Origin of the sequence: Erwinia sp. LJJL01 (assembly GCF_047300805.2) — a bacterium.
Taxonomy (GTDB): Bacteria; Pseudomonadota; Gammaproteobacteria; order Enterobacterales; family Enterobacteriaceae; genus Erwinia; species Erwinia aphidicola.
Window position 1 is genome coordinate 2,411,663 of record NZ_CP178576.1, and the last position, 20,618, is coordinate 2,432,280.

General features: G+C 58.0%; 15 protein-coding genes. 11 read left to right on the forward strand and 4 right to left on the reverse strand.

From position 1 onward, the window contains the following. Positions 1–110: 110 nt before the first annotated feature. Entirely contained in the window at positions 111–1,802 is a 1,692-nt protein-coding gene (locus ACLI4M_RS11935; protein WP_133624903.1) for a chloride channel protein, read from the forward strand. A gap of 74 nt (positions 1,803–1,876) precedes the next feature. On the opposite strand, the gene ACLI4M_RS11940 is transcribed toward ACLI4M_RS11935, so the two are convergent. The 3 genes from ACLI4M_RS11940 to ACLI4M_RS11950 form a co-directional block, all read right to left on the reverse strand. Next, positions 1,877–2,485, reverse strand: coding sequence for a LuxR C-terminal-related transcriptional regulator (locus tag ACLI4M_RS11940; protein ID WP_133624902.1), 609 nt, complete (start codon positions 2,483–2,485; stop codon positions 1,877–1,879). A 117-nt stretch (positions 2,486–2,602) separates the two neighbouring features. Further along, positions 2,603–6,211, reverse strand: a complete 3,609-nt coding sequence (locus tag ACLI4M_RS11945; RefSeq protein WP_413449712.1) for a response regulator — start codon at positions 6,209–6,211, stop codon at positions 2,603–2,605. Positions 6,212–6,215: 4 nt separating this feature from the next. Next, complete coding sequence (locus tag ACLI4M_RS11950; protein ID WP_133624901.1) at positions 6,216–6,839, reverse strand: response regulator; 624 nt, start codon at positions 6,837–6,839, stop codon at positions 6,216–6,218. A 383-nt stretch (positions 6,840–7,222) separates the two neighbouring features. On the opposite strand from ACLI4M_RS11950, the gene ACLI4M_RS11955 reads away from it, so the two are divergent. The 9 genes from ACLI4M_RS11955 (at position 7,223) to ACLI4M_RS11995 (ending at position 18,801) form a co-directional block, all read left to right on the forward strand. Then, complete coding sequence (locus ACLI4M_RS11955) at positions 7,223–10,357, forward strand: autotransporter outer membrane beta-barrel domain-containing protein (protein WP_133624900.1); 3,135 nt, start codon at positions 7,223–7,225, stop codon at positions 10,355–10,357. Between the two features lie 148 nt (positions 10,358–10,505). Continuing rightward, a complete protein-coding gene (locus ACLI4M_RS11960; protein WP_133624899.1) occupies positions 10,506–11,210 on the forward strand; it encodes a DUF1120 domain-containing protein in 705 nt (234 codons plus the stop codon). A gap of 147 nt (positions 11,211–11,357) precedes the next feature. After that, positions 11,358–11,672 (forward strand): hypothetical protein, encoded by a 315-nt coding sequence (locus ACLI4M_RS11965; protein ID WP_133624898.1) that lies wholly within the window; start codon positions 11,358–11,360, stop codon positions 11,670–11,672. Positions 11,673–11,933: 261 nt separating this feature from the next. Further along, positions 11,934–12,638 carry a DUF1120 domain-containing protein gene (locus tag ACLI4M_RS11970; RefSeq protein WP_253538121.1) on the forward strand — a complete coding sequence of 235 codons (705 nt, stop codon included), beginning with the start codon at positions 11,934–11,936 and terminating at the stop codon, positions 12,636–12,638. Positions 12,639–12,902: 264 nt separating this feature from the next. Continuing rightward, positions 12,903–13,604: a DUF1120 domain-containing protein gene (locus tag ACLI4M_RS11975; RefSeq protein ID WP_413449713.1), complete on the forward strand. Its 702-nt coding sequence runs from the start codon at positions 12,903–12,905 to the stop codon at positions 13,602–13,604. A gap of 259 nt (positions 13,605–13,863) precedes the next feature. Continuing rightward, complete coding sequence (locus ACLI4M_RS11980) at positions 13,864–16,266, forward strand: fimbria/pilus outer membrane usher protein (RefSeq protein WP_133624897.1); 2,403 nt, start codon at positions 13,864–13,866, stop codon at positions 16,264–16,266. Between the two features lie 193 nt (positions 16,267–16,459). Then, entirely contained in the window at positions 16,460–17,149 is a 690-nt protein-coding gene (locus ACLI4M_RS11985) for a DUF1120 domain-containing protein (RefSeq protein WP_133624896.1), read from the forward strand. A gap of 308 nt (positions 17,150–17,457) precedes the next feature. Beyond that, positions 17,458–18,162, forward strand: a complete 705-nt coding sequence (locus tag ACLI4M_RS11990; RefSeq protein ID WP_413449714.1) for a fimbria/pilus chaperone family protein — start codon at positions 17,458–17,460, stop codon at positions 18,160–18,162. A gap of 51 nt (positions 18,163–18,213) precedes the next feature. Next, positions 18,214–18,801, forward strand: coding sequence for a hypothetical protein (locus tag ACLI4M_RS11995; RefSeq protein WP_133624895.1), 588 nt, complete (start codon positions 18,214–18,216; stop codon positions 18,799–18,801). Positions 18,802–18,870: 69 nt separating this feature from the next. Here ACLI4M_RS11995 and ACLI4M_RS12000 read toward each other — a convergent pair whose 3' ends face one another. Then, positions 18,871–19,374 carry a M48 metallopeptidase family protein gene (locus ACLI4M_RS12000; RefSeq protein ID WP_133624894.1) on the reverse strand — a complete coding sequence of 168 codons (504 nt, stop codon included), beginning with the start codon at positions 19,372–19,374 and terminating at the stop codon, positions 18,871–18,873. 82 nt (positions 19,375–19,456) lie between these two features. Between ACLI4M_RS12000 and rlmG the strand changes: the two genes are divergently transcribed. After that, positions 19,457–20,584, forward strand: coding sequence for a 23S rRNA (guanine(1835)-N(2))-methyltransferase RlmG (gene rlmG, locus ACLI4M_RS12005; RefSeq protein WP_133624893.1), 1,128 nt, complete (start codon positions 19,457–19,459; stop codon positions 20,582–20,584). The last annotated feature ends 34 nt before the right edge of the window (positions 20,585–20,618 follow it).

Genomic DNA, 20,618 nt, shown 5'->3' on the forward strand with positions numbered 1-20,618 from the left:
ACGAAAAGGCAGATTACCATTTGTGTAAAGTGAGGCAATGACAAAAAGGCGTGATTTGATTTTTCAGCTCACCTCTCGCACCATACAGGAAATCATCCTGAGGGAACCCGATGAGTATCAGTAGCAGGCACGCACTTAACTGGACCAGCATTCTGGTCGCCATACCCGTCGGGCTGGTCGCCACGCTGGTGACGCTGCTCTTTCGTGAAGCCATCGCCCTGGTGGATACCCTGATTTTTGGCGGCGCCGGTGATATCACGCAGTCAATGCGCGCCTACCCCTGGTACTGCTGGCCGCTGATTATTGGCGCGGGCGGGCTGGTCGCCGGATTTTTCCTGCGCTACGCCGCCGCCATCGAGCAGAAAGAGACGGTGCGCACCGACTATCTGGAAGTGATCAACGCCCGGCTCGATGCGGTGCCGACGAAAACCTCGCTGTTTCGCGGGCTCTCCTCGCTGGCGAGTATCAGCAGCGGTGCGTCCATCGGGCGCGAAGGGCCGATGGTGCAGCTCTCTGCGCTGAGCGGCAGCCTGATGGGGCGCTGGCTGTTCCGCTCCCTGCCGCTGAAAAACAGCGATGTGGTGGCGATGGCCGCCGCGGCCGGGCTGGCGTCGGTGTATCACGCACCGCTGGCTTCGGCGATCTTCGTCGCCGAGATCGCCTTTGGCATCTCCTCGATGCAGCGGCTGATCCCGCTAATCATCGCCGCCGGCGTCGCGGTGCTAACCATGTGGTCGCTGGGCTTTCGCTCCGCCATCTATCCCTTCTCCCACAGCCAGTTTGACCTCTCTGCAGGCAGTATCGCCCTGACGGTGCTTATCGGGCTGTTGGCCGGGCTGCTTGGCTGGGCAATGATCGGGCTGATTGGTCAGAGCAAGCGGCTGTTCGCGCCGCTGAAAAGCCTGCCGCTGCGCCTCGGTATCGGCGGCGTGCTGGTCGGTGTACTGGCGATCGGCAGCACCCAGATCCTCGGCAATGGTTACGAAGTGATCGTACGCATTATGGCCGGGGATTTCCTGCTGCCGATGCTGCTGGCGCTGCTGCTGCTGAAGATGCTGGCGACGGCGATCTCGGTGGGTTCCAGCGCCGTGGGCGGCCTGTTTACCCCGGCGCTGCTGATTGGTGCTCTGATGGGGGAGGCGGTGGCGCTGGTGGCCGCCGCTGCCGGGCTACCCATCGGTAATGCCGAAGTGTTCGCCGCCGTGGGTATGGGCGCGGTGCTGGCCTCGGTCAGTCAGGCTCCGCTGATGGCGATGCTGATGGTGCTGGAGATGACGCTCAACAGCAGCCTGCTGTTTCCGGCGATGATCGCCTGCGTGCTGGCCTCGATGACGGTTTACCGCCTGCATTCCACCAGCACCTATCCGGTGATGAACAACCACTTCAGCCGCTCTGACGCCAAGTTCAACTTTGATAACGGCATCATTTCGCAGTTTATTATTTCCGGTGCGGCGCTGACGCCGGAGGCCTCAGTGGGCAAAGCGCTGGCGGTCAGCTCCCTGAAGCGCGAGCGTTTTGTTTATGTGGTCAGCGAGGAGGGGAAGTTCCTTGGCGCCGTGTCGATCCATGACATTTCGCATAAAGTGCTGGATAAAGAGATTACCCTGACCTCCCCGGTGAGCTGCGTGATGGACAGCAGCTTCCCCTATATCTATGAAAATCAGACCATCAAAGAGGGATGGGAAGCTTTCGCCCAGGTGACGCTGGAGCGCCTGCCGGTGCTGAATAACCCGGTAGAGAAGAAGTTTCTCGGCGCGCTGACTAAAACCAGCCTGATCCAGCAGGCAAAAGACTTTATCTGAGGCTGAAAAAATAGAGAGCGCCCCTTTGCGTGGGGCGCTCAGCGTCTGACAGCGGCTGGTGAAGCTGACAAAGGTTACTGATAATAGTAAACCCCAAAATCATTCATTCTTTTCTGGAAGTCGGCCATGTTTTTGCATTTCAGCTTTTCCATAATTTTTAATTTATAGTAGCTAATGGTTTTAATGCTCAGCGGCAAGCGGCGCGAAATATCCTTATGGCATTTCCCTTCCGACAGGAAGCGCAGCAGATAAAATTCCCGCGCGGTTAAAATATCCTTCTGATAACAGGCCAGCTCCTCTTCCGCGCTTTTCTGGTGCAACCTTGAAGGTGTAATACAGAGCGACAGGGCAATAGCGCTTTCATATTTAAATGCCAGCTCGCAGCGCGGCAGGGTTTTACGCACGTAAGCGATAAGCGCCGGGTCGCGCAGGCGGGTATAGATCACCAGCTTCAGCGTTGGCCAGCGGTGCTGGAAATTCTTAAAGTAATCAATGCAGGAAAACAGGGTATCATTGTCCGTTACCAGCTCGCTGATGACCACTTTAATCCGATTTTTTTGCAGCGTATTATCCAGTTCGGCCAGTGATGAACAGCCGAGGGTGTGAATTTCGCTGAGTTTAAAATATTCCTCGACGCCTTTAATGCAAAATGCGTCGCTATCAAGCATGGCGATATGAGACATAATTAGGTGGCCGTGTAATTAGAATAATCTCATTACACTCCTGGCCCCGTTTGTTGTCTATCAGTGCCGTCTGCTGCTTTCGTAGGATTATTCTGACGGGATGACATAAGGCATGCTTTAATTCCCCGCCAGATAGTTTTCAATAGCCCGATTTAATATAGCCAGTTCGTTCTCCGTTTCCTGCCACAGAGCCTGGGCTTCTTCAGCGGAGACGTCATCCTGACGGCAGAGATCTTCCAGACGGCGACAGAGCGCTTCGGCTTTATTGGCGCTGATAATCTGGCAGGCACCCGACATGCGATGAATGCACTTCGCCATTTCCGGCCAGTCCTCCAGCTCCAGCAGCTCTGCCGCTTCGACCATGTCCTGGCGTTGGGTGGTTAAGGTGACGCTCAGCAGGGAGTGCAGCAGCTCATCATCGCCCTGGGTCAGATTATTCAGGCCGCTAAAGCTGAGCATCTGTTCCAGCTCGCTGGGGGCGGGCCTGTCTTTTGCCATGCGCAGCGCCACCTGGCCCAGCATCGCCTGCAGCTGCGGAAGCTGCAGCGGTTTAAACATGCAGTCATCCATTCCGGCCTGCTGGCAGCGTGCGCGCTCTTCCGGCCACGCATTCGCGGTCAGGCCAACGATCATTAACGGCTGCGTCTGGTGGGCACGGATTAGCCGCGTCAGCTCCAGCCCGTCCATACCGGGCATACTGCAATCGGTGATCAGCAGGTCGAACTGCTGCTGCTGCCAGATCTCCCAGGCTTCTTCGCCGTCGCTGGCCTCGGTCACCTGATGGCCGAGGCGCGCCAGCTGGCGGCGCAGCAGCATGCGGTTAGCCGGGTGATCGTCTACCGCGAGGATGCGCAGCGGCGGCACTTCAATGGCGGCTGGCAGGGCTTTGGCCGGTATCTCCTCCGGCCGTGAACTGCGGGTTGCCAGGGCCAGGGTGAAGGTGACCTCGGTGCCGCGCCCCGGTTCGCTTTGCAGCGTAATGTTGCCGCTCATCATCTGCACCAGCTGGGAACAGATGGCCAGGCCAAGGCCGGAGCCGCTCTGACGCTTGCCGTCCTCTGCCTGTACCCACGGATTAAAGATATCGTGTTGTTCACCAGCGGAGATCCCTTTGCCGCTGTCTTTCACCGACACGCTCAGCCGCACCTCGTCATTCTCCAGAGCGGTGATATCGATATTGACTTCCACACTGCCTTTTTCAGTAAATTTAATCGCGTTACTCACCAGGTTAGAGAGGATCTGGCGAAAGCGCAGGGCATCGATAAACACTTCATAAGGCATGACCGGCGGCAGCGTACAGCTCAGGCGCAGGCTTTTTTGTCGCGCCAGCCCCTCAAACACGCGTACCACCGGTGGCGCCAGCTCGGTGCTGCGCACCCACTCTGGTGCCAGCTCAAGACGCCCGGATTCAATGCGTGCCATATCGAGAATATCGCCGATCAATCCCATTAATGACCGGGCCGATTCCCAGGCGACTTTGACCGGCTCATCATCGTCTGTTTTCCGCCCCGGCGCGCTGACTGCCAGCTCCAGCAGGCCGATAATGGCGCTGACCGGGGTGCGAATTTCATGGCTCATGGTGGCAAGGAAGGTACTTTTCGCCCGGTTGGCCTGCTCGGCGCGTTCGCGCGCCAGCGACAGATCGGTGGTCAGGCGCTGATGCTCGGTAACATCAATCCAGCTGCAGATCAGTCCCGCCGTTTGCTGGGAATCGTCGAGGTAGCGCACGGCGTTATGGATCACGCTGCGCTGGCTTTCGCCATTAAAAATCTGGAAGGCTTGCGGGCTGGGCTGCGGCGCGGCATTACCCTGTATCACCTCATCTTTAATCTCGCGCCAGATGACATTGAGCGGATTGTTAACATCGGCCACGCTGCCGCGCGCGCCGTTGACGCTATCGCCTTTAAAGAACTCCTGCCAAGACTGGTTAAACAGCACCAGCCCGCCTTGACGATCGACCACGTATACCGGCACCTGCACGTTATTCAGCAGCTTATCGCTGAACTGAAGCTGAGATTGCAGGCTCTGCTGCGCCCGGCGGCGCGCAGAGATCTGGCGGCGCAGATAGTAGATCCAGATCAGCGACGTCAGGCCAATTGCCAATGTCAGGCCACCCAGCAGCCAGAATTGCGTGCGATAGGCAGCCCAGGTATCCAGCTGTACATCCGGTGAGGTTTGCCATTTATTGATCACCCGGGTCATCGTGCGTGGGGCGATGTCGGCCAGCGCTTTATTCAGGATGCTGAGCAGCTCGGGCTGGTCAGGGCTGACAGCAAAAGAGATCTGCGATGACGCATCTCCCAGCGTCATGGCGATTTTTAAATTATTGCGAAAGTAGCGGTCAATCATATAGCCGCCGCCGACCAGAGTGTGCACCGCGCCGTCGACCTTGCCCTCATTGACCAGCTGCATAGCGATACTGGCATTGGCAACCGTCACCAGGTTGATGCCCGGATACTGCTTTTTCAGCTCGGGGATCAGCATGTTGTTTTCAGTAATCGCAATGCGGGTGTGTTTATTTAGCGCCATCGGCAGCGATTGCGACTGCTGCACCACCAGCACAAAGGGGGAGGAAAAATAGGGACGGGTAAAGCGCAGCTGGTTATCGCGCATATCGCTGTAGCTAATGGCGGCAATAAACCTGGCTTTACCCCCCTTCACGTCGCGGAACATCTCATTGACCGACTCGGCGACCACCGGGGTGAAGTTAATCCCGGTACGCAGGCGGATCAGGCGCAGCAAATCGGCGCTGATGCCGTAAAAATTGCCCTGGGCATCCACCATGGTGAAGGGGGCATACAGCGAATTAACCACCACCGGGATGTTGGGGTTCTCTTTCAGCCAGCGTTTTTCGCGTTCGTTAAAATTCAGTCGGTTAATAATGGGCAGCAGGTCGGAGCCTTCGCTCCACTGCTGAGAGATCACCTGATTTTGCGTCGCCGGGATCGCAGCCAGCACGCTGTTGACGGCGTTGACCAACTGCCAGTCTGCAGCACGCATCAGAAAACGGCTGCCTGGTGCACGCACCGGGAAAATTTCCTGTACGGCCAGCAGGTTATTGTAGTTACGCCCGACCAGATAGCTGGCGGTGGTCAGATTGCCGAGGTAATAATCACTGTTGCCAAAGGCCAGCGATGCCAGCGCCTCTTCGTCGGTATCAAAACGTTGAATACTCGCTTCAGGGAAGTGCTGTTTCAGCCAGGCCAAATCGAGATAGTGATGTGACACCGCCAGATGCAGGTTTTTGACCTTTTTCCAGTCACCGCGCAGGTCGCTGATGCGCCGCATCAGCGTCGGGTTGTCAGCCAGAAAGCTACGGCTGCCGACCAGCGTGCTATGGATGGGCAGGGGATTGCCGGTCGGGTCGGTGACAATATCGACCTGATGCGCTTCCAGTGCCCGCAGTGCCTGTTCCCGGCTGGCAAAGCGGGTGATTTGCGAACGCATCCCGAGATACTGCACCAGCAGCAGGCTGTAATCCGCGTCAATGCCTTCATACTTGCCGCTTTCGGTAAACATATTGAATGGCGGAGTTTCCGGCAGCCAGACGCCGATTTTCAGCTCGCGTTTTTGCCCCAGCCAGCGCCAGTCTTCATCGCTGATATTGAAACTGCGGGGGTTATAATTCTCGCGGCTGATAATCGATAGCGTTTCAGGCGTGTCCTCAGCCCGCGCCATTAGCAGAGGAAGCAGCAGCAACAGCACGAACAGGAGAGGTTTTTTCACAGGATTAATCCAGATGGTTGCGCCGGGCGAAATCAATTAATGCCAGATTAGAATCCAGCTCCAGTTTGGTCATTACCCGGGTTTTATAGGTACTGACGGTTTTGTTACTGATGTGCATGCGCTGCGAGATATCAATGACTTTCATCCCCTGGGCCAGATAGCGCAGAACCTGCAATTCACGGCTGGAGAGCGCTTTCAACGACTCCGTTTCCTGTTCAGGATGGGCAATATTGCCGCCGTTTTTACGCTTCAGCGGGAAGTAGCCGTAGCCGCGCATTACGGCTTTTACCGCATCGCTCAGCTCTTCCAGATTATTTTTCTTGCTGACAAAGCCGTCGGCGCCGATGCTCATGCAGCGGCTGAGATAGTGCTCATCATCGCGTGAGGTCAGGACCAGCAGACCCCCTTTGAAGCCGCTGGCGCGCAGCTTTTCAATCACTTCTATTCCGCTCAGTGAAGGGATGTCGAGATCGACAATCACCATATCCGGTTCAAGCTGGCGCACCATCTGTAATGCCTTTAGTCCGTCATCCGCCTCGCCGACCACCGTGTGCTGATCTTTTTCTAACAGCATCCTGATCGCCAGACGTGCGACGGGATGATCGTCAATCATCAAAATGTTAGCCATTACAACGCCTCATAAATAAATGTCCTTCCCGAATACTGTCATAATAATTACAAACTGTAAAAGTGATTTAATATAAAAATACAGAATTATCTTATTCAATGTAGTCCACGCTGAAATGGATGACAAAATAAGTAAAAAGGCCTGCGTAACTGCTGTTTCTATCTGATGTTAATTGTTTTTTCATGGCCCTACTATTCGCGACCTATATCAGTTAAATCATCATCTTATGGTTTGGTTTGACTGTCTTTGCGTTATTAAACTTTAGATTATGAGATTCGACGTTATTAATTAGCGCCTTAAGCGAGGTTTTTCTATTTCTTGCTGAGAGCGTCAGGCAATTTCATTTTTAATTGTGATAGCGCGTATCTGTCCAGGAACATACGATGAGCCAACGATTTACCCCTTCCGTGCTATCTCAGTGCTGTCTGCTGGCGCTGGCGTCCGGCACATTTTCTCCCGCGCATGCGGGCTATAGCGTTACCGACGGTTCGACGCTGCTGGTCAGCAGCGGTTATACCACCAGCAGCGCAGGCGATTATCCGCTGTTAGCCAGCGGGACAGGAAGCCTGCTGCAAACCAGCGTGCCGCTCACCTTCCGCACCTCCGGCAATAATCTGTTCGCCGCCCGCATCCTTGACGGCGGCGCGATGGCGCTGAACGGTGCCACTCTGAGCACCAATGGGCTGCAGGCGAACGGGCTCGACGTTACCGCTGCGCTGGCCACGCTGCGCGGCGGTCTGATCGCCACCAGCGGCGTGAACAGTAGCGCCATCGCCGTGCGCGGTGACAGCCAGCTAACGCTGGCGGATTTGGCGCTGGTCACCAACGGCAGCCAGAGCAGTGGCATCGATATGCGCGGCGGAACGCTACAAGCGGATAGCGTCAGCCTGGTGGTGAACGGCAGCAGTGCCAGCGGAATTGCACTTGGCAGCGGCATATTTTCAACGCACGTTGACGCGGTACTGAATGACGTCAGCGTCCTGATGCAGGGCACGGGAACGCAGGCGGCGATTGAGGTAGGAAATGCGCAGCTGAATGGCGATCGCGTGACGATCAATGCCCTGGATCAGCACCGTGGGGTGGAAATCTACAACCCGGAAAATAGCCGCGGCGAAGTCACGCTCAGTCACAGCACAATCGCCAGCGAAAGCGGTGATGCGGTCTACCTGCTGAACGGCGATATCACCCTGAACAACAGCCAGTTGAACAGCGGCAGCGGTATCGGCGTTAACGTAAATAAAAATGCCAGCGCCACGCTGAGCCAGACGTCGGTGACCACCCGCGGTAACGGTGCCGATGCGATGTGGATTGCCGAGGCAAATTCACGCGCGCAGATCGCCGATTCCGTGCTCAGCACCACGGGCAGTGCTGCCACGGCACTGAACGCGCAGTACGGCCCGGCAACCATCACCAACAGCGAGCTGAAAACCAGCGGCAGCGGCAGCCACGGTATTTACACCCAGAGTCAGGTCGATGCCGATGGCGTCACCATTACCACCGCTGGCGGCTCCGGTATGGGCGTGTTTGCCGCGATGGGCGGGCAGGTCAACATCAGCAACAGCGCCATTAACACGGCGGGTGAGCTGGCGGCCGGGCTGCTGGCTTATCCAGGATCGCGCATTGTCGGCGATCGGCTGAGCGTGACGACCACCGGCGATAACGCCTTCGCCCTCTGGACGCGCTCCGGCGAGCTGGATATCAGTAACAGCACCCTGACCACCGAGGGGAATGCAGCAGGTCTGTACATCAGCAGCAACAGTCTGGGCGATGCCAGTACGGTCAGCCTCGATAACAGCACCCTGACCAGCCAGGCCGCCAGCGGCATCCAGGCTGTGGGTGCGCAGGGAGAGCTGGCGCTGAGTAAGGGCACCACCGTAACTGGCGGCAACGGCGTGCTGCTGCAATCCAGCGCGGGCAGCATCCTGGCCGTTACCGCCGACAGTCAGGTGACGCTGAACGGCGATGTCAATGTCGCTGCCGGTGACCAGGTCACGCTGGCGATGAGCAATGATTCCACGCTAACCGGCGCGGTGCAGAACCTGCAGACCCTGACGCTGGATAACAGCGTGTGGAATCTCACCGGGGATTCGCTCGTCGGCGCATTGGCCAATAGCGGTACGGTAAACTTCGTCAGCGATGACGCGGGCTACCATACCCTTAACCTCAGCGCGCTGAGCGGCAGCGGTCAGTTTGTGATGAACACCGATATTGCCGGCTTGCAGGGCGACCTGATCAACATTTCCGGCGACGCCAGCGGCGCGCACCGCATCAGCGTGCGCGACAGCGGGCGCGAGCCGGCCGACAGCAGCGGCGTACTGCCGCTGGTGCATACCGCGGGCGGCAGCGCGCTCTTCACCCTGAATAACGGGGTGGTGGATGCCGGGGTGTATCAATATGAAATGCAGCATCGCGGCGACGACTGGGTATTGGCAGCGAAACCCACCGAAACTGGCCCGGGTACGGACTCACCGGATATCGACCTGCCGCCACCACCGGTGGATGACCCCGATAGCGGACTGCCGGTTAAACCGGTAGTGCCCGTTAAACCGGTGGTGCCTGTTGAACCGGTGGTGCCCGTCGCACCGGTTGTGCCGCTCAACCCGGCGCTGACGCCGGCGGCCCGCAGCGTGCTGGCCCTGACCAATGTGCTACCCGTGGCGGCGGATGCTGAACTGAGTACTCAGCGTACCCGCGCCGGGGAGATCCGCAGCGGTCAGCAGCAGGGCGGTGCCTGGCTGCGCGCCCTGGGCGGTGAATATCGCCAGGACGGCAGCCGGGGGACGGATGCGCAGCTGCAGCAGAGCGGCATGATGATCGGCGTGGACAGTGCGCGCGAAGTGGGGGAGAGCACCTCACTGGTTGGCCTGTTTACCGGCGTCAGCCATAACAACGTGAAGTACAGCGTGGGCGGTAGCGGCAAGATCGACAGCTACTTTATCGGTGCCTATAACACCTGGCTGCTGAATGATGGCTGGTTTGTCGATGCGGTGGCAAAAGCCAACAACTTCAGCGTCAGCAACCGCGTGACGATGAGCGGCGGCGAGCAGAGCAAAGGCGGGTTCAGCACGCCGGGCTTCACGCTGTCGCTGGAAGCGGGCCGCCATATCGCACTGAACGACGGCTGGTTTATCGAACCGTCGGCGCTGGTGGCAGGTAGCTGGATCAAAGGGCAGAACTGGCAGATGGATAACGGTATGCAGGTGAAAAATGGCCAGATGTCATCACAGCAGGGCGAGCTGAAAGCCGTGGCAGGGCGCTCCGTCACGCTGGCGAATGGCGTGCAGCTGCAGCCGTGGCTCCAGCTGGCGGCCATCAACGAATTTGCCTCGGGCGATGATATTGATCTTAACGGCCACGCTTTCCGCAATGACAGAAGCGGTCTGCGCGGCGAAGCCGGAGTTGGCATGGCGGCGCAGGTTAACCGCGATCTGCAGATTTACAGCGAAGCCACCCGGGCTAAAGGCAAAAACAGCGAACAACCGTGGGGGGCCAGCCTCGGCGTGCGCTGGAGCTGGTAAGCCATCCCCTGTCGCGCCCTACAAAATGCAGGACATGGACTACAGGTATGGCCTGCAAATCCGATGGAGGGTAAAGACGCTGCGGCAGATAATGGCCGCAGCTAAATTTCCTGCTTATTTGCTTAACCCTTAACTTCTGGACTCTGTAATGAAAACTTCAATCACCGCTATTACCCTGCTGGCATTGAGCCACGGTGCTGTGGCCGCAGACAGCGTTGATGTGCGCGTGGTCGGCACTATCGTTCCCGCCGCCTGTACCCCCTCTTTCCCGTCTGGTGCAGTGGTGGACTATGGCACGATTAAGGCCAGTAGCCTGAATCAGACCAGCTACACCGTATTGAACGAAAAAGCGGTTGAGTTTGCGATTACCTGCGAAGCGCCAACCAAAATTTCAATGCGTGCGATTAACGGCCGCCCAAATACCACGGCAGATTCGAATGATACGTCGTACGGCTTTGCGCCAATGCCGATGGGGATCACGCTGCTGGGTAAAACCTTCCCATCGGGTACTGCCGGGCTGGGGCTGGACGGTGCGACGCGTATCGGTGGCTATGCCATGATGATCAACAACAGCAGCTTTACGGCAGACGGTGTTGCCGTCAACGCTATCCGCCGCCCGTTTGCAAACGCGCCAACCACCTGGGCCGCCTCTGACGGCACGCTGTTCTCGATTTCACCGAGCGATGTGACGCCGGTCAGCTGGGCCGCCGCCGGGCAGTTAACGCCGGTCGCTTTTACCACCTTAACGGGCCAGCTGCGCGTACAGGGCTTCCTGAATAAGGTTTCGGCGCTGGACGTGTCAAAACCGATTCATCTTGATGGTTTAACCACGCTGGAAGTTAACTATCTGTAAGTCTCTATTTTTATAAAAAAAGAGTGTCTGTAGGTGTAGTTTTTCCCGCTCCGGCGGGATTTTTTTTGCCTGTAGTCCTTTAGTTATGGCAAAAAATGGTCGATAGATCCTGAGAGCAACGGTATGATCCCCTCTCAGGAGAACCCCATGAAACTAACTCATCTGGCCTTACTGGCCACCACGCTACTCGTTGCACATGCCACCGTCGCTGCCGATAGCGTCACGCTGCGCGTGACCGGCACCATTGTGCCCGTCGCCTGTTCACCCATGGTCAGCGGGCAGCCCCAGCAGCCCGACCTGAAGATTGACTGCTTCAGGCCGCGCGCGGTGGATATCCGCTGGACGGAAAGCGGTGGCAACAGGCCGATCGCCACCCCGCATCTGTCTCTCTCGCCCAGGACCACCCTGAAGCGCAGCATCGCATCGGGCGGTGCAAGCGAGCTGGAAATTTACTATCTCTGATAACCCTGCGGGCTGACCGAACAAAAGGATCGGCCCCTTTTCCTGCACTCTCGCCTGACCTGTAGGCTGACGCCTACAAATCCCCATCCCCGGCCTTCAGAGCCCTGGCTGTACTCTCATTCAGAACATTCCGTAGTCCTGCCACAATGATTTCACTGAGCAGCGAGACAAAAAATGCCGGCAGGGTTAACACCAGCGGCAGAGATTGTTCCTCGACTGGCCGTCAGCGTGAACTCAAACTTAACTATTGGAATACCTGTCATGATGAAGAAAACTGTTGTTGCCCTGGCCCTGCTGGCCACTACCGCGTCTGCTTTTGCTGCCGACAGCGTTGATGTGCGCGTTATCGGTACTATCGTGCCTGCGGCCTGTACCCCGGCCCTGACCGGCGGCGGCGTGGTGGATTACGGCACCATTAAAGCCGACACCATCAGCGCGACCGACTACACCGTGCTGCCAGAGAAGCAGATCAGCTTTGCGATTACCTGTGATGCACCGGCCAAAGTAGCGCTGATCGCCAGCAATGGCCGCACAGGCTCACTGGCAGGCGTCCCTGAGACAGCTCACGGAGCGGGTCGTAGCCCGGTTAACCTGTTTGGTCTGTCAGCCGTTGGCGCTGCGGGTTTGGGTATGGAAGGTACATCGCAAGTTGGTGGCTACGGCGTGCGTATTGACAGCAGCACGGTGACTGCTGACGGAGTGGCGGTTGACAGTCTGCGCGCCGACCGCGACCCGGGCCATGCTGACTCACCATGGGTTAAAGATAGCTATTCAGGGATCGTTTATTCTCCAAACTATCAGCGCCTGACTACCTGGGCTGCAACCGGTACCACCACGCCAGTAGCCTTTACCGCACTGAGCGGCCAGCTGGGCGTGCAGGCTTATATCAACAAAGGTTCCGAGCTGGATCTCAGCAAGCCGGTGCATCTCGATGGCCTGACCACCATCACCCTGTACTACATGTAATTGCCGCCTGTGACTGAACAGCCGCTCCTTCGGGAGCGGTTTTTTTTCGTCCGCCCGACACCTGTAGTCTCCCACCTACAAATGTACATCCCTGGCCTTCAGCGCTCTGGCTGCACTCTCATTCAGAACATTCCGTAGTCCTGTCACAATGATTTCACTGAGCAGCGAGACAGAAAAGGCCGGCAGGGTTAACACCAGCGGCAACGATTGTTCCTCGTCTGACCGTCAGCGTGAACTTAACCTTAACCTATTGGAATACCTGTCATGATGAAGAAAACTGTTGTTGCCCTGGCCCTGCTGGCTACCACCTCTACGGCGTTTGCTGCCGACAGCGTTGATGTGCGCGTTATTGGTACTATCGTGCCTGCGGCCTGTACTCCGGCCCTGACCGGCGGCGGCGTGGTCGATTACGGCACGATTAAAGCGGATACCATCAGCGCGACCAACTACACCGTGCTGCCAGAGAAGCAGGTTGGCTTCTCCATTACCTGTGATGCACCGGCAAAAGTGGTGCTGATTGCCAGCAATGGCCGCGTGGGTTCTCTCGCCGGGGCGACTGAGACCAGTTATGGTGCGGGTGAAGCACCGATGAGCCTGTTCGGACTGTTTAACGTAGGCGCTGCTGGCCTGGGTATGGATGGCAGCAGCAAAATTGGCGGCTACGGCGTACGTATTGATAACACTACCGTGACCGCTGATGGCGTGGCGGTTGACAGCCTGCGTGCGGATAACAATGCCGGTACTACCAGTGCATGGGTCAAAGATGCTTACGCAGGTCTGGCTTACTCCCCTTACTTCCAGCGTATGACTACCTGGGCTGCAACCGGCACCACCACGCCAGTAGCCTTTACCGCACTGTCCGGCCAGCTGGGCGTGCAGGCATATATCAACAAAGGTTCCGAGCTGGATCTCAGCAAGCCGGTTCACCTTGATGGCCTGACCACCATCACCCTGTACTACATGTAATTCCCCGGTATTACAGAATCAGCCGCTCCTTCGGGAGCGGTTTTTTTTGTCTTGAACCTTGCTGTAGTCCGCACCCTACAGATCTTCATCCCTGGCCTTCAGCAGACCGCCCCCCCTCTCATTCAGAATATTCCGTAGTCCTGTCAGACTTATTTCATCGGACAGCGCAAGGCATTTGGCCTGCTCTGGCTCAAAACCTGAACAACAGATTCAGGCTTAACCCATTAATTTAATTGCACTTACACGTCGAGTCGAAATAATGAAACTGTTACGTTCACTGCCTAAGCACACGCTGTTCCGCTTTTCGCTTATCAGCCTGCTGGTGCTGGGAAATCTCGGTGCACTGCCACCTTTGATGGCGGCCGAAGAGACCGAGTTTGACCTTGAAGCGTTGAAGTCCCGCGGGATTGACCCGCGCATTGCGGAAACCTTTAAAAAGGCACCGCGCTTTAATACTGGCGAAACCACGGTCGCGCTGACGGTCAACGGCAAGGGGCGTGGCAAGGTGAAAGTGCAGTTCGACCAGCAGGGGCAGCTGTGTGCGGATGCGGCCTTTATGCGCGCCGCCGGGCTGAATACACCGGGCAAGGCCGCCGACTGCTATGACCTGAAGGCGCTGTGGCCGCAGACCGAACTGCAGCTGAGCCCGGAAGATGAGAGCATCACGCTGGTGGTCCCGGCCGAAGCCATCAATATGGACGCCAGTCAGAACACCGAGTGGAGCCACGGCGGCGTTGCCGGGCTGCTGAACTACGACGCGCAGTATCTGACCTCATCCGGCAGCGGTAGCAGCCTGAACTTCTACCAGGTCAACAGCGAAGCGGGCTTTAACGCCGGTGACTGGATCTTCCGCAGCCGCCAGTCGCTGACGCACTTCAACAATAGCGACAGCCTGCAACATCAGAATGCCTACGCACAGCGCACCTTTAAGGAGTCTAAGCGCGTATTGCAGGTCGGGCAGATTGGCCTTGGCAACTCGCTGTTCGGCGCAGGTCAGGTGCTGGGCTTCCAGATGTTTCCGGAGCAGGCATTGCAGGGCGGCGGGCGCGGTATTGGCCTGGTGGAAGGTATTGCCGACAGCCAGTCGGTGGTGGAAGTTCGTCAGTCCGGCGTGCTGGTGCACAGCACCACCGTGCCTTCCGGCCCCTTTTCCCTACAGGGCTTTCAGCTGCTGAATACCCGTAGCGACCTGGAAGTCACGGTCACCGGCACCGGCGGTGAGAAACGCCAGTTTACCGTTCCGGCGGCGGCCTTCCTGCTGAACGGCAACCGTATCGCGCCGGGGTTCACTTTTGGTGCCGGGCAGCTGGACCAGCAGGGCAGCGCGCAGTCGCCGCTGCTGGCCACGGCAGCAAAGGGCTGGCAGCTGACGCCGGGCTGGATGCTTAACAGCGGCATCCTGGCGTCGTCACCGTATCAGGCTGGCGCAATCGGCACCGATATTCAGCCGTTTAATGACACCCTGCTGAATGTGCAGGCGACGGCAGCGCGTGACAGCGAGCACGGTAATCAGGGGGTGTCGCTCTCCTCCAGCCTGAGCCATAACCTGACCGAGCGCCTCAGCACCAGCTTTAACGTCTCGAAACAGAGCAGCGGCTACCGCGAACTGAGCGATGCCGTCTCGCGCGAGCCGCAGGATATCAATCGCAGCAGCAGCCAGTATGGCCTCGGCCTGGGATGGTCCGGGCAGAACGTCGGCAGTTTTAACTTCTCATACTCGCAGGCGCAGACTTTCGGCAGCGGTAATATCAGCTACGTGCGCGGTGGCTGGAGCAAAGCCTTTGGCCGCACCTATGTGGGTGCCAGCCTGGAGCGCAGCAGCGGGGGATATTACGGCTCGGAAGACCGTTTCTACCTCACCCTGAGCGTGCCGCTGGGCGATCGCAGCATCAGCAGCTGGGTTAACGGCAGTAAGAACGGTAACCGCGCCGGGGTGCGCTACAGCGAGCGTCTGAGTCAGGATCGCAATTACAGTCTCTCTACCGAGCATGACAACGGCAGCAAGCGGACTTCGACCACCGGCAACTTCGACATGGTGACGCCGGTCAGCCAGCTGAGCGCCGGCGTCAGCCGCGACAGCGACGGCTATACCAGCTGGTCAGGGCGCGCCAGCGGTGCGGCGGTGGTGCACAACCACGGCGTAACGCTGTCGCCGTATAAGGTCGGCGATACATTCGGCATTGCCAAAATCGGCGAAGAGAAGGGCGTGCGGGTTGAAACCCCGGCCGGACCCACCTGGACCGACGGGCGCGGCTACGCGGTGATCCCGCGCATCACCAGCTACAGCAAATCCTCGGTGCAGGTGGATACCCGCAGCCTGGGTAAGAACGTCGATATCAATAACGCCCTTTACGAGACCGAAGCGGCGCGCGGCTCCGTCAGCTACATCGACTTTGGCGTGGTGCGTAGCCGCCGCGTACTGATCGACGTGAAGGACGCGGCAGGGAAACCTCTGCAGCAGGGCGCCAGCGTGTTCGCCGCAGATAACAGCTTTGTCTCCGTGGTGACGGATAAAAGCGCGGTGTTTATTAACGACGCCGCCGACGGCCAGCAGTTCAGCATCGAACGCCAGGGGCAGAGCGACTGCCGCTTTACCCTCAAACTGGCGGAAAAGCCTGCTAACCCGGGCCTGTATGAAGAGGCCAGCGCGGTGTGTCGTTAATTGGCTGTAGGCCAATGCTGACAAAATCAGAGGTGAGGCCTGCACTTCCGGGTAGGGGGGCTGATATCCCTGCACACCCTACTGGATAATAATCTGCTCAGGTAGCGTCAGCCACAGTGCGGCTAGCGCCAGAAGATTCACCGCCTCATACTAGGAGAGCGGTGGTAAATAATGTTCTAAGGAATTGTTAAAAATGAAAAAAACCGTTATTGCTCTGCTGCTGGCCGCTTCTGCCACTTCTGCTTTTGCCGCTGACAGCGTAGACGTCAGGGTTATTGGCACGATTGTCCCTGCGGCCTGTGTTCCAACGCTGCCAGGCGGCGCCGTGGTGGATTACGGCACCATCAAAGCCGACTCCATCAGCAAAACGGCTTATACCGTGCTGCCGGAAAAGATGATCGACTTCACCATCCAGTGTGATGCACCGGCGAAGGTGGCAGTCCATGCAATTAACGGGCGTAAAGGCTCTCTGGCTGGTGTGACGGAGAATGTAGAGGGCGGAGCTGTCGCCCCTGTTGCGTTGTTCGGCAGTGCCAGCACCGTAGCCGTGGGCCTGGGCATGCAGGGTGCAAGCAAAGTGGGCGGCTATGGTATTCGCATTGTTGGCGCCACCGCGACCGCCGATGGCGTGCCGGTCAGCACGCTGGTGAAACCTGTGACTGCCACCAGCTGGGCAATCTCCGCTGCTGGCGGCATGCTGTATGACGCAACCTGGAGCCGTGTAGTGAGCTGGGGAGCGGTGGGTAGCAAAGTCCCGGTAGCCTTCACCGTGTTCTCCGGCCAGCTGTCAGTACAGGCTTATATCAATAAAGGCTCCGCGCTGGATCTGACTCAGCCGGTACACCTTGACGGCTTGAGCACGCTGGAAATGTATTACCTGTAATCCTGAAGCCCTGCCTCACTATAGCGCCCAAATTCGGGCGCTTTTTGCATTTCAGTCCCCGTCATATCACGCGTAGTCCTCAGCCTACAAATTCCCATCCCAGGCCTTCAGCTGTAAGCCGCCGCTCTCATATTGCTCACTCCCTCAACCTGTCAAACTCTCTTCATCGGCACAGGGATGGGTCGAAAGGGAATAGTTCAACACCTGACAGCAAGGACGCTGTCACCTCCAAAGCGGAGGATAAGCCGGGCAGAAAGACCCAGGCACCCGAAACCTTAATTGATTTATAAACACGTCGAGAACCCAACATGAAACTGAACAAAATGACCTCTTTACTGGCCGCAGGCGCACTCTCTCTGTCCCTGTTTTCTTCCCTGGCGCTGGCGACCGGCATGATCCCGGAAACCTCGGTGGTTATCGTGGAAGAGTCCGATGGCGAAGGTGCCATCAACGTAAAAAACAGCGATGGCTTCCCGGTGCTGCTGATGACCTCGCTGGAAAATATCAAAGAAGATAACGAATCCCTGCTGACGATTACGCCGCCCGCCGCCCGTGTCGAAGCCGGGAAATCGCAGCGCGTGCGTTTTATTCTGACCAGCAAAACGCCGCTGAAGACCGAACGCCTGAAGCGGGTGATTTTCGAAGGCGTACCGCCGAAAGAGAAAGGCAAAAACGAAGTGCGCATGACCGTGCGTCAGAACCTGCCGGTGCTGATCCGTCCTGCGGGCCTCGCACGCGATGAAGCGCCGTGGAAGCAGCTGAAGTGGTCAACGCAGGGCGGTAAGCTGGTGGTCACTAACCCATCGCCTTACGTGGTGCGCATGGGCTCCAGCGTGCAGACCCTGCCGGACAACAGTCAGTGGAACATGACCAACAGCTATGTGCTGCCGGGGCAGACCATTACCCTGAGCAATGATAAGAATAAGTCCGTTAGCGGCAGCAAGCAGGTGCGTATTTCTCCGGCCACCACCTGGGGCTTTACGGTACAGAGCTACGACGCAGCCCTGAACTAATCCTCTCCTGACGCTGCCGCCTGCAAACGCTGGCGGCAGCAGGATACCGCGATGAAAAAATTTACCCTGCTACTGCTTCTTCTCAATGCTGCGGTTTATGCGGCGCCCCCAACGATGCCCGGCAACCCGTCTGAAATGCCGCTGTCGATCCCCACTGACAGCCGCTGCACCCTGAGTGCCGGGGGGGGCCAGGCTGATTTTGGCTCCCTGTCGCGCTGGCAGCTGCAGCCCGCCGCAGAGGGAGGCGATCGCTTATCGCTCGGTAAGCGGATGGTGAACGTTAGCGTCACCTGTCCCTTCTCCCAGACGATGAAGCTGATGATTAACGGTGACAGCGCCCTGAACGGTGGTTTTCGCTACGGTCAGAACGGCGAGCTGCGGGTAGTGGTGAAAGAGGCACGGCTCGACGGTCAGCCGGTACAGATTAAAATGCAGCCCGCAGGGCGCGCCGAACAGCCGGGTAGCCTGGCACTGAAAGCCAACGGGCTGCTGGCGTTTGTCAGCCCGGGTGGGGCAGCGATAAAGGGCAAAAGCCTGATGCTGCAGCTGGAAGCTGAACCGCTGCTGCGCGAAGCGGATGCCCGCGTGGCATCACGACAGAATCTCGAAAGTGGTTTTTCAATAAACCTGTCCGATTGAAGTACTTAAACCGGTTTGTCGCGCGCGATAACCGGCTTTTCCCCCCGCGACGTGCGGGGTTTTTTTTCACTATCCTTCACGCCCTTCCATCGCCTGCGCCGTCAGCCACAGGCGCGTATCAAACTCCAGCTGGTGATATTGCGGTTCCATATGGCAGCAGAGCTGATAAAACGCTTTGTTGTGATCCTTCTCTTTGATGTGCGCCAGCTCGTGTACCACAATCATACGCAGGAATGCTTCCGGCGCCTGTTTGAAAATGGTCGCCACGCGGATCTCGGCTTTGGCCTTCAGCTTACCGCCCTGCACGCGTGAGATGGCGGTATGCAGCCCCAGCGCGTGCTTCATCACTTTGATCTTACTGTCGTACAGCACTTTATTCAGCGGCGGGGCATTGCGCAGCGCCTGATTCTTGAGATCCAGCGCGTAGTCATACAGCGCTTTATCGCTGGTGATGCCGTGCGTGGACGGATAACGCTGGTTGATCACCTCGCCTAAACGCTGCTGTTCGATCAGCGTGCGCACCTGTGACAGCAGGGATTCAGGGTAACCTTGCAGGTAAATCAGTGACGACATGCGAACTCCATTAAAGAAAAACGTTTACTGCGCGCCCGTTTTAGGGGATAAAACGCGGAAATTTTACCACTAAGGTGATCCCATGAGCCAACTTGAACTGAGCAACCGCACGCTGACGCTGCATCGATTTCCACAAATGCGCGAAGAGAGCCCGTTGCAGGCCTGGGATGCGGCCGACGAATATCTGCTGCGCCATCTTGATGATGCCCCGGTCAACGGCCCGACGCTGATCTTTAACGATACCTTCGGCGCGCTGGGCTGTGCGCTGGCGGGCGAGGGCGTGTACAGCATCAGTGATTCCTGGCTGAACCAGCAGGCGACGCGGCAGAACCTGGCGCTCAACGGGCTGGATGAGGGCGGCGTGCAGCTGCTGGACAGCCTGGCGCCACTGCCGGCCGCCCCGGCTCGCGTACTGCTGAAAGTGCCAAAAACCCTCGCATTACTGGAACAGCAGCTGCGTGCGCTGCGCGCGGTCGTGACCCCGCAGACCCAGATTATCGCCGCCGGTAAAGCGAAAGATATCCACACCTCGACCCTGCAGCTGTTTGAAAAAGTGCTCGGCCCGACTACCACCTCGCTGGCGTGGAAAAAAGCGCGTCTGATTTACGGCACCTTCACAAAACCAGCACTGGCAGAGAGTGACGTGATTGCGCGCTGGCAGCTGGACGGCACCGACTATCAGATCGGCAACCACGCCAACGTCTTCTCGCGCGGCGGGCTGGACGTGGGCGCGCGCTTCTTCCTGCAGCATCTGCCGTCCGATCTGGAAGGGGAGATTGTTGACCTCGGCTGCGGCAATGGGGTGATAGGCCTGATGGCGCTGCAGCAGAATCCGCTGGCGCAGCTGCACTTCGTCGATGAGTCTTACATGGCGGTGGCCTCCAGCCGTATGAACATTGAAGCCAACCGCCCGCAGGATCTGGCGCGCAGCGAGTTCCGCGTCAATAACTCGCTGGCCGGCTTCCCGTCCGATCGCCTGCATGCGGTGCTGTGCAACCCGCCGTTCCACCAGCAGAGCGCGGTCACCGACCATATCGCCTGGCAGATGCTGCGCGATGCGCGCCGCTGCCTGCAGGACGGCGGCGAGCTGCGCATCGTCGGCAACCGCCACCTCGATAACTACCACAAAATGAAAAAGCTGTTTGGTAACTGCACCACCGTCGCCAGCAACCAGAAATTTGTGGTGCTGCGCTCGGTGAAGATGCCGTAACTAGAGGAGTGCGGGTCGACCGAAAAAAAGGTCG

Coding starts and splice junctions, on each gene's coding strand:
- ACLI4M_RS11960 (WP_133624899.1), top strand. CDS start 10,506: ATGAAAACTTCAATCACCGCTATTACCCTGCTGGCATTGAGCCACGGT.
- ACLI4M_RS11950 (WP_133624901.1), bottom strand. CDS start 6,839: ATGGCTAACATTTTGATGATTGACGATCATCCCGTCGCACGTCTGGCG.
- ACLI4M_RS12000 (WP_133624894.1), bottom strand. CDS start 19,374: ATGTCGTCACTGATTTACCTGCAAGGTTACCCTGAATCCCTGCTGTCA.
- ACLI4M_RS11935 (WP_133624903.1), top strand. CDS start 111: ATGAGTATCAGTAGCAGGCACGCACTTAACTGGACCAGCATTCTGGTC.
- ACLI4M_RS11980 (WP_133624897.1), top strand. CDS start 13,864: ATGAAACTGTTACGTTCACTGCCTAAGCACACGCTGTTCCGCTTTTCG.
- ACLI4M_RS11975 (WP_413449713.1), top strand. CDS start 12,903: ATGATGAAGAAAACTGTTGTTGCCCTGGCCCTGCTGGCTACCACCTCT.
- ACLI4M_RS11990 (WP_413449714.1), top strand. CDS start 17,458: ATGAAACTGAACAAAATGACCTCTTTACTGGCCGCAGGCGCACTCTCT.
- ACLI4M_RS11940 (WP_133624902.1), bottom strand. CDS start 2,485: ATGTCTCATATCGCCATGCTTGATAGCGACGCATTTTGCATTAAAGGC.
- rlmG (WP_133624893.1), top strand. CDS start 19,457: ATGAGCCAACTTGAACTGAGCAACCGCACGCTGACGCTGCATCGATTT.
- ACLI4M_RS11965 (WP_133624898.1), top strand. CDS start 11,358: ATGAAACTAACTCATCTGGCCTTACTGGCCACCACGCTACTCGTTGCA.
- ACLI4M_RS11955 (WP_133624900.1), top strand. CDS start 7,223: ATGAGCCAACGATTTACCCCTTCCGTGCTATCTCAGTGCTGTCTGCTG.
- ACLI4M_RS11985 (WP_133624896.1), top strand. CDS start 16,460: ATGAAAAAAACCGTTATTGCTCTGCTGCTGGCCGCTTCTGCCACTTCT.
- ACLI4M_RS11995 (WP_133624895.1), top strand. CDS start 18,214: ATGAAAAAATTTACCCTGCTACTGCTTCTTCTCAATGCTGCGGTTTAT.
- ACLI4M_RS11970 (WP_253538121.1), top strand. CDS start 11,934: ATGATGAAGAAAACTGTTGTTGCCCTGGCCCTGCTGGCCACTACCGCG.